The sequence below is a fragment of the Streptomyces sp. MBT65 genome, assembly GCF_016612545.1.
In the GTDB taxonomy this organism is placed as follows: Bacteria; Actinomycetota; Actinomycetes; order Streptomycetales; family Streptomycetaceae; genus Streptomyces.
In genome coordinates this window covers 1-8,890 of record NZ_JAENRY010000304.1, presented here as the reverse complement: position 1 = coordinate 8,890, position 8,890 = coordinate 1, and the positions used below count along the sequence as shown (strand labels likewise).

At 73.1% G+C, this 8,890-nt stretch carries 7 protein-coding genes and 1 pseudogene; 7 read left to right on the top strand and 1 reads right to left on the bottom strand.

From position 1 onward, the window contains the following. The 6 genes and pseudogenes from JHN63_RS41870 to JHN63_RS41845 all read left to right on the top strand — a co-directional run. Window positions 1–1,192 (top strand): annotated as a pseudogene (locus JHN63_RS41870) (hypothetical protein); the annotation flags it as partial. Then, on the top strand, window positions 1,189–2,445 hold the full coding sequence (locus JHN63_RS41865) for a cytochrome P450 (protein WP_200690372.1): 1,257 nt from the start codon (window positions 1,189–1,191) through the stop codon (window positions 2,443–2,445). The pseudogene JHN63_RS41870 and the gene JHN63_RS41865, both read left to right, overlap by 4 nt. Before the next feature lie 4 nt (window positions 2,446–2,449). Beyond that, window positions 2,450–3,775: an ATP-grasp domain-containing protein gene (locus JHN63_RS41860; protein ID WP_200690371.1), complete on the top strand. Its 1,326-nt coding sequence runs from the start codon at window positions 2,450–2,452 to the stop codon at window positions 3,773–3,775. Continuing rightward, window positions 3,772–4,194, top strand: coding sequence for a RidA family protein (locus JHN63_RS41855; RefSeq protein ID WP_200690370.1), 423 nt, complete (start codon window positions 3,772–3,774; stop codon window positions 4,192–4,194). The genes JHN63_RS41860 and JHN63_RS41855 overlap by 4 nt, the downstream gene beginning before the upstream one ends. A 45-nt stretch (window positions 4,195–4,239) precedes the next feature. After that, complete coding sequence (locus tag JHN63_RS41850) at window positions 4,240–5,343, top strand: alpha/beta hydrolase (protein WP_200690369.1); 1,104 nt, start codon at window positions 4,240–4,242, stop codon at window positions 5,341–5,343. Further along, window positions 5,340–6,632 carry an ATP-grasp domain-containing protein gene (locus JHN63_RS41845; RefSeq protein WP_200690368.1) on the top strand — a complete coding sequence of 431 codons (1,293 nt, stop codon included), beginning with the start codon at window positions 5,340–5,342 and terminating at the stop codon, window positions 6,630–6,632. Before JHN63_RS41850 ends, JHN63_RS41845 begins: the two co-directional genes overlap by 4 nt. Before the next feature lie 105 nt (window positions 6,633–6,737). Here the strand turns inward: JHN63_RS41845 and JHN63_RS41840 are convergent, their stop codons facing one another. Then, window positions 6,738–7,976 carry a helix-turn-helix domain-containing protein gene (locus JHN63_RS41840; protein ID WP_200690367.1) on the bottom strand — a complete coding sequence of 413 codons (1,239 nt, stop codon included), beginning with the start codon at window positions 7,974–7,976 and terminating at the stop codon, window positions 6,738–6,740. 316 nt (window positions 7,977–8,292) lie between these two features. Here JHN63_RS41840 and JHN63_RS41835 point away from each other — a divergent pair, with 316 nt between their 5' ends. Further along, window positions 8,293–8,445: a hypothetical protein gene (locus JHN63_RS41835; RefSeq protein ID WP_200690366.1), complete on the top strand. Its 153-nt coding sequence runs from the start codon at window positions 8,293–8,295 to the stop codon at window positions 8,443–8,445. Window positions 8,446–8,890: the final 445 nt, after the last annotated feature.

Here is an 8,890-nt window from a genome sequence, read left to right as displayed (position 1 = left end):
TCTCCCGTCTCCGGTCGGGCTGCCCGCGCCCCGTGCCCCGCATGCCGACGTCGATGCCGAACGCGCTTATCTGGTGGGCGAGTTGACGGGCGTATCGGATCTGCGCCGGTCGTCGAGTCCGGCCGGGGACGCGGCCCATGCCGCCCCACGCCCCGTTCTCCCGTCTCCGGTCGGGCTGCCCGCGCCCCGCGTCCCGCACGCCGACCTCGATGCTGAACGCGCCTACCTGGTAGGCGAGTTGACCGGCGTACCGGAGCTGCACTGGCCACCAGGTCCGCCCGAGGTGACGGCCGACGGTGGGCCCGTGCGGGTGGCGGTCCCCGTGTCCGCGGCCGGGCTCGGGGCGGTCGACGCGGTGGCCGCCGGGTGCGGGGTGAGTCGGTTCGTCGTGTTGCTGGCCCTGTGGGCGGGGAGTGTCGCGGAGGTCACCGGGCAGCGGGACTTCGCGGTCGGCGTCCCGGTAGCGCAGCGTGATGCGGCGGGCCTGGAGGACGTCGTCGGATGCCACATCACCATGCTGTGCCTGCGCCTGCGCGGCACCGCCCTTGACAGCGACGCCCTGGACGCCGACGCCATGGACGGCACCGCTCTCGACAGGGACGCCCTGAACGCCGACGCTCTGAACGCCGACGCTCTGAACGGCACCGCCCTGGACGGCACCGCCCTGAACGGCACCGCCCTGAACGGCGACGCTCTGAACGGCACCGCCCTGGACGGCACCGCCCTGAACGGCGACGCCCTGAACGGCACCGCCCTGCACGGCACCACCCTGGACGCCGACGCGTCCGCCCTGCGCGCGACCGGGAAGATCGTCGCCCGCGCCTTCGCCGCGCAGGACGTGCCCCTCGGGGACGTCCTCACCCTCGTCGACCCGCCCCGCACCGGTCGGCCCCCGCTCTACCAGGTCCTCTTCGCGCTCCAGGACAACCCCGTCCCGGACCTCCGGCTCCCCGGCCTGCGCAGCACGTTCCTGCGCCAGCCCTACCCGGACCTGCCGCTCGAACTGCACACCGAGTGCTGGCCGGACGGCGCGGGCGGACTGTCCGTGGAGACGACGTTCCACCCGTGGGCCGTACCGCTCGCCGCGGCCCGCGCGATCACCGACCACTTCGCGGACCGAGTGGCCCGACTCGACCGACGGGCCCGGCGGGCCCGGCGGGACCGGCTCACCCCTGGAAGGGCATCGTCATGACGGCAACCGTCGTATCGCCCGAACACATCCTCTCGCCCGAACACCTCCGCTCGCCGGAATCGCCCGAACACCTCCTCCCCCGCATCGCCGACCCCGATCTGCACGCCGCAGGCGACCCGCACGCGCTGTGGCGCTGGATGCGCGCGTTCTCCCCCGTGCACCGGCACGAGGCCGGCGAACTGCCCGCCTTCTGGTCGCTCACCACCTACGAGGACATCCGGGACGTCTACCGCGACCCGGCCGGCTTCAGCTCGGCGCGCGGGGTGCTGCTGCGCCCGGCCCGGCTGGGCGACGACCCCGGCGGCGGGCTGACCCTCGCCCTGTCCGACCCGCCGCGCCACAAGGAACTGCGCTCCCTGATGGCGGACTGGTTCAGCACCCGTGCCGTGCGCGGGCTGGAGGACACCATCCAAACGGCGGCCCGTACGGCCGTCGCCCGCGCCGTGGAGGAGGGCGTCTGCGACTTCGTGCACGTCGCCGGACGGTTCTCGCACTCCGTCATCTGCGGGATCATCGGCATCCCCGAGCGCGACCACGAGGACGTCTACCGGTGGTGCGAGGAGGCCTTCGCCGCCCACACCTCGCTGGCCGCGCACCCGCAGCTCATGGAGTACTTCATGGAGCTGCTCTACGACCGCATGGCCGAACCCGCCGACGACCTGGTCAGCGCCCTGGTCAACGGGACCGTCCACGGCGAGCTGCTGAGCGAGCACGAGGTACTGCTCAACTGCGAGAACCTCATCGGCGCCACCGAGAACGGCCGGCTCGCCCTGATCGGCGGCCTGCTCGCCTTCCTCCAGCACCCCGACCAGTGGCACCGGCTGCGGCAGGACCGCGCGCTGCTGCCGAGCGCGGTGGAGGAGATCGTGCGCTGGACCTCCAGCGCGACCCACAGCATGCGGACCGCCACCCGCCCCCGCGTCATCCGGGGCGAGCGCGTCGAGGCCGGTGACCGGGTCGTGCTGTGGCTGCCCTCGGCCGACCGGGACGAGGCCGTCTTCGAGGACCCGTACCGCTTCGACATCGCGCGCACGCCCAACCGGCACATCGCGCTGGCCTCCGGCGAGCACTTCTGCATCGGCAGCACGCTGGCCCGCGCCGAGATGCGGGCCCTGTTCACGGAACTCCTCGATACGACGGACCTGATCGAACAGGCCGGTCCGCACACCCGCGTGCGGTCGAACGCGGTCAACGGACCCGCGTCCCTGCCCGTGCGCCTGACCTCCCACCAGCCCGTGACACGAAGGAGCTGACCGTATGAAAGAGACCGGAGACGCAGGCGGCGCGGGGCGCTCCGTGCTGCTCGTCGGCTGGCGGCCCGACGCCGTCGCCGCCCTCCGGCGGCTGGGCGCCGAGGTGACGTGCGTGCTCGCCACCGCCGACGACACCGAGGACCGGGCCGCGCTGCTCGACGACGCCCACACCGTGCCGGTACGGGACCCGTCGAGCACGGAGGAGACCCTGGCGGGGCTGGAACGCCGCGAGCTGTCCGCCGAGGACTTCGACGTCGTGTGCAGTCAGTTCGAGTTCACCCTGGTCAACGCCGCCGTCGTGGGCGGCCGGCGCAGCGGTACGACACCGCGGGACGCGCTGGCCCTGCGCGACAAGGACCTCCAGAAGCGCCGGATCCGGGCCGCGGGCGTCCCGGTCGCGGACTTCCGCACCGTCGTGCACCCGCGCGACCTGCGCGCGTTCCCGCATGCGCGCGGGGTGCTGAAACCGCTGGCCGGCTCCGCGACCCGGGGTGTGCACGCCTGGCGCGACCCGGCCGAACGCGACGCCCTGGCACGGCGGTTGGCCGAGGAGGGCGCCGTAGGACCGTGGCTCGCCGAGGAGTGGGTGGACGGCGCGGAACTGCACGTCGACGGCGTCGTCCGCGGCGGGCAGGTGCTGTTCGCGTCGGTGGGCCGGTACGTGCAGAACGTCCTCGCGATCCGGGACGGCGGCATCGTCGCCTCCGTCATGGAGCACCCGGTGCACCGGGCCGACCTCTACGACCGCGCGCACGCCGTGGCCGAACAGGCCATGAAGGCGCTCGGCCACCACGACGGCGTCTTCCACATGGAGGTCTTCGAACAGGAGGAGCAGGGCGGCCGGCTCGTCTTCGGCGAGTGCGGGGGCCGTATCCCCGGCGGTTCCTTCGACGAGATGATCCGCCTCCAGCACGGCGTGGACCTGCACGAGGAGTGGGCCAGAGCCGTACTCGGCCTGCCCCCGGCCCTGCACCCGGTACCCGCCGGGCAGTGGTACGGCGATGTGTTCCTGGCCGCCGACGCGGGCGTGCTGCGTTCCTTCCCCGGCGAGCGGGAGGTGTCCGGACGGGACGGCGTCCGCCGTGTCGTCCTCACGGCCCGCCCCGGCGACACGCTCATCAGCGGCCGGGAGGCGTCCTGCGCGTTCGTCGGCACGGCCGTGGTGTCCGGCGCCGACGCGGAGCAGACGGGACGGAGACTGCGCGACCTCGCGGCATGGTTCGCGGCGCACACCGTGGTGACACCCGCGCCGGACGCACGACAGGACGGACAGCAGGACGGAGAGCAGGACGGACAGCAGGACAGACCACCGAGCGGAGGATCCTCATGACCACCGGGCGCACCGCCCTCACCCACATCTCCCGCCCGCCGGGCGTCCACCCGAGCGACGGCTACACCCACGTGGTGACCGGGCCGGGCCGCGTCGCCGCCGTGGCCGGTCAGCTGCCGTTCGACGAGAAGGGCGAGCTGGTCGGCGAGGGCGACCCGGCCGCGCAGACCCGGCAGATCTTCGCGAACATGCGCGGCTGCCTGGCCGCCGCCGGACTCACCTTCGACGACGTCCTCAAGCTCACCTACTACGTGACGGACATCGCGCACGTACCGGCCGTCCTCGCCGCGCGCGACGAGTTCATCGACACCGCGCGGCCACCGGCGAGCACCGTGGTCCAGGTGGTGGCGCTCTACCGCCCCGACCTGCTGCTGGAGGTCGACGCCCTGGCGCTGACCGGCGCGGACACGGCCGACTGACGGTCCCGCACCTCCCCGCGTACCACCGCACACCTCAGGAGCACCATGACCATCACGCCCGCACATCCACGCCCCGACGGGGCGGACGCAGGAGTGGGCGGTCCGCCGCCCTTCGACGCCGAGCTGGCGGCACCCCTGCGGGCCGTCCTCGACGACCTGCCGATGCCGCTGACCCCCGGACTCGTCGCCGACCGGCGGCGCAGGGCGGCGGCCGGCCGCATGTCCGACGCCGGCATCCGGCGCGGCGGCCGGTTCGAGATCGAGGAGCGTACGGTCCCCGGGCCGTCCGGCGTCCCCGGCCTGCCCCTGCTCATCTGCCGTCCGACGGCCGCCCCGGGGCCGCACCCGGTGATCTACCACACCCACGGCGGCGGCATGGTCGCCGGCAGCCACCGCGGCACGGAACTCTCCGGTGAGCTGGACCGGGCCCAGGAGCTGGACCTGGCCGTGGTCAGCGTCGACTACCGGCTCGCCCCGGAACACCCCGACCCCGATCCGGTGGAGGACTGCTACGCCGGACTCACCTGGCTCGCCCGCAACGCCGCCGACCTCGGGCTGGACCCGGACCGGATCGTCCTCAGCGGCAACAGCGCCGGCGGCGCGCTCGCGGCGGGCCTCGCGCTGCTCGCCCGGGACCGTCAAGGGCCAAGGCCGCTGGGGCAGTTGCTCCAGTTCCCGATGCTGGACGACCGGTGCGGGACGTTCTCGCACACGCAGCTGGAACACGTCGGGCTCTGGGACGGCGCGTCCAACCGGGCGGGCTGGACGGCGCTGCTCGGCGAGCGGCGCGGCACCGACGACGTCTCGTGCTACGCGGCTCCGGCGCGGGCCCGTGACCTGTCGGGGCTGCCGCCGGCGTTCATCGAGGTCGGCTCGGTGGAGGCGCTGCGGGACGAGGGCGTCGCCTACGCCGACCGCGTCTGGCGGGCGGGCGGACAGGCCGAACTGCACGTCTGGTCCGGCGCGTTCCACAGCTTCGACGAATGGGTCCCCGAGGCCGTGATCTCCCGCGCGGCCCACCGCGCCCGGGTCTCCTGGCTGCGCCGCGTCCTGGCCGGGACCGCGACACCGGCGACGACACCGAAGACACCGATGGCACCGGCGACGGCGACGACACCGGCGACGGCCGCGGGAAGGGGCACCCGGTGACCCCCGCCGGCCCGTCGTTGCTGCTGGTCGGCGGGGCGAACCCGCTGCCCTCCAGCGTCGACATCGTGACGCTCGCGATCGAGGAGGCGCGGGCGCGGGGCATCCGCGTCCATCTGACCCAGACCCGGTCGGCGCTCGCGCGCACGGCCGGGGTCGGCGCGCTGGCCGACGCGGTCTTCGCGCACGACCCGGACGACCCGGAGCTGTGCGAGCCCTGGCTGGCCGAGCGGCGGGCCGAGGGCGTGCGCTACGACCTGGTGCTCGGGCTGCGCGACAGCGTGCAGGAATCGGTCGCCCGGTCCGGGGAGTGGCTGGGGGTGCCGGGCAACCCGCCCGAGGCGGTCCGGCTCACCCGCAACAAGGACGCCTGCCGGGCCGCCCTGGCCGCCGCCGGATTCCGCCAGCCCGCGGTACGGCTGTGCACCTCGGCCCCGGACGCGGCGGCGTTCCTGCGGCACTCCCGGGGACCCTGGGTGGTCAAACCCCGTGACGGCATGGCGAGCATCGGCGTACGCAAGGTGCTGGGCCCGGACGAGCTGCCGGCGGCGCTGGCCGGACTCCCGGACCCCGACCTGTTCCTGGTGGAGGAGTTCGTCGAGGGGCCCGAGTACAGCGTGGAGGGCGTCGTCCTGTCCACCGGGCCCAAGGTCCTCGCGGTGACGGAGAAGGAGGTGCTGCCGCCGCCGCACTTCGTGGAGATCGGCCACGTCCTGCCGGCCCCGCTCCCGCCGGACACCCGGGCGGAGATCGACCGCCAGGTCACGGCCGCCCTCACGGCACTCGGCCTGCGGTTCGGGGTGTTCCACGCCGAACTGTGGCTCACCGGGGCCGGCGTCGTCCTGGGCGAGATCCACACCCGCCCCGGCGGCGACTGGCTGCACCGCCTCCTCACCCACGCCATCCCGGGCCTGGAACTCTTCGGCCTCCTCTACGACGACGCCCTCGGCCGGCGCGGCCCGCGGCCCCCGGCCACCACAGCGACGCGGGGCGCGGCGGTCCGCTTCCTGGTGGCACCGCCCGGCCGGCTGACCGCCGTCGACGGCTGGGAGGAACTCCTCGCCCATCCGTCCGTCCTGCACGCCGAGCTGACCGTCGCACCCGGCGACATGATCTCCCCGGTACGCCAGTCCGGCGACCGCGCGGGCTACGTCGTGGTCGGCGCACCCACACCGGAGGCGGCCCGCGAGACCGCGGCACGGCTGGCGGACTCGGTACGGTTCCGGTCCGCCCCGGCGGAGGAGACCGGCGCCCCGTCGGCCGACCCGGGACGGGCCATGGCCGGCCGCTGATCCGGAGACGACGACCAGGACGGCCCGTCAGATACCTGACGGGCCGTCAACGTCGTGGTGCGGTCGGTCAGTTGTGTAGGTGACTGGCGCCGTACGGGCGTCGCCCTACGCCCCTTCCGCCGCCGTCCTGCGCCGGCTCACGTCCTCCAGGCATTCGGCGAGGATCCGCCAGATCTCGGCGGCCAGGTCGATGTTGGACTGCTGCTGGGCCTGCTCGCCGAGGTCCTTCAACAGGCGGATGCCCTCCTGCTCGCGGCCCTCCAGGATCATCAGCCGGCTGTCGAGGATGTGCAGCCGCACCTGGTCCCGGTAGGTCAGCCGCAGCTCCTCGCGGTTCAGCTCGTCGTACAGCCGCCGTGCGTCCGCGTAGCGGCCCTCGTGGAAGGCGAGCTGGGTCTGGAGGGTGAGCAGCTCCTGGTCGAGCACCGGGGTGCCGATGAGCGCGAGGGCGCTGGCCGCCTCCTGGAGACGCTCCCGGCCGCGCTCGGTCTGCGGCGGGGTGCTCTGCAGGTACAGGGACGCGGCGGCCAGTCTCAGCCGGGTCCACAACGTCAGGTCGACGCTGCTGTCCAGCTCCTTCATGGCCCGCTCCAGGCAGCTGCGGGCGCCCTCGTGGTCGCCCTGCCGGAACCGCACGGTGGCGGCCGACCACAGTGCCTCGGCGGCCAGGGTGTCGGACCGTCCCGCCACCAGGTCGACCAGTTCGTCGACGTGCGCCCGGGCATCGGGCAGCCGCCCCGCCTCGGCCTCCACGGAGACGAGCGTGAGCAGCGCGCCGCCGGTGTCGGGCAGGTCGAGCGCGGCGTCCTTGGCCAGTTGGTAGGCGTCGAGCGCGAGGTCGAGCGCCCGCGCCACCTCACCCGTCGAGCGCAGCGAACGGGCGAGCTGGAAGCGGGCCCTGCACTGGAGTTCGGGCAGGGAGAGCTCGTCGGCCACCCGGACCATGTCCTCCAGGCACGCCTGTTCCTCGGCCCGCTCGCCGCGTCGCTGCCAGTACCGGGAGATGTGCCACAGGGCCTGCCAGCGCAGGAACGGGCTCTCCTCCCGCACCTGGGCGAGGACGGCGATGAGGTTCTCGCTGCCCTGGTCGCCCTCCGCGGAGGTGGCGAGGGAGAGTGCCTGGGCCAGGGAGCCACCGCTGGGCGGTGTGTCAAAGGCCGACCGCTCGACACCGAGGATCCGGACAAGGTGGTTGACCACGCGCTCGGTGGGTTGCCTCGCGCCCGACTCGAGACGTGACAGGTACCCGGTGGAGATCTCTTTGCCGGCCAGTGCGGCCTGCGAAAGACTGCGCTCGACGCGCAGTTCCTTGAGGCGTCGTCCGAAAGCTGGCTGTTCAAGCATGGGAATCTCACTCTTCAGATGCGCGGGATGCGGTGACGGTACACCGCTCGGCCCCCTCCGCGATGCCCCGGCGAGAGCCGACCAACCGAAGGCGTTGTGTGCCTTCAGTTTAGGAAGAACAAACCCGCCTGGCAAGTAACTTGCCCACCCGGGTTGTCAAGGGATCGCCCTGTGTCCCCTGCGCTGACAAGCGCTTACTTGCCAACGCTAGGCAACATATTGCCAATCTTGAGCGGGCAGGGCTACGTTAGAGGTCGTTTCGGGGAATCGGATCCCTGGAACCTCGTTCACCTGCATCTTCTTGAATGGAGACGACATGTTCAGGCGACTTTGCGCGGCATCCACCGCGATCTTCTCCGTCCTGGCCCTGAGTGCCATGGTCGCTTCCGGGCAACCGGACATCGACTGGCCCAAGCATCAGAGCGCGACCGTCGCCACCGCTTCCGACGGCGGGATCGACTGGCCGTAACCAGGCTGGAAGCGGTTGTGCCGTCCCACCCGCAGCCGCGGCACACGCGCTGCGGTGCCCCACCTGCCCTGTTGGGCGGCACCGAGTTGCCTCGGTGGCACCCGCATGACTAGTTGACCGATCGTCTGGCACATATTGCCAAGTCCTGGGCCGTCCCTTTGACGCCCCTGCGCAGTTCTCCGCGGCCGCCTCGGTGTCCCGTTCCCGTGCCGGCCGGCCTGCTGTCTTCCGCGGTGTGATCCGGACCTTGTGATCCGGACCCATGCCCGGACTTCGTGACCCGGACTTCTCGACCCGTGCGCCGAGGCGCGTCCGGACGCCGTCCACGCGGTCCATCCACGCCGTCCATCCACGCCGTCCATGCCGCCTACGGGGGTTCCCGCCCGCCTCGCGCCCTGCCCTGCCCCACCCCACCCCACCCCAGCGAGAATGGAGCGCTTTGTCA

Coding starts and splice junctions, on each gene's coding strand:
- JHN63_RS41855 (WP_200690370.1), top strand. CDS start 3,772: ATGACCACCGGGCGCACCGCCCTCACCCACATCTCCCGCCCGCCGGGC.
- JHN63_RS41835 (WP_200690366.1), top strand. CDS start 8,293: ATGTTCAGGCGACTTTGCGCGGCATCCACCGCGATCTTCTCCGTCCTG.
- JHN63_RS41860 (WP_200690371.1), top strand. CDS start 2,450: ATGAAAGAGACCGGAGACGCAGGCGGCGCGGGGCGCTCCGTGCTGCTC.
- JHN63_RS41840 (WP_200690367.1), bottom strand. CDS start 7,976: ATGCTTGAACAGCCAGCTTTCGGACGACGCCTCAAGGAACTGCGCGTC.
- JHN63_RS41865 (WP_200690372.1), top strand. CDS start 1,189: ATGACGGCAACCGTCGTATCGCCCGAACACATCCTCTCGCCCGAACAC.
- JHN63_RS41850 (WP_200690369.1), top strand. CDS start 4,240: ATGACCATCACGCCCGCACATCCACGCCCCGACGGGGCGGACGCAGGA.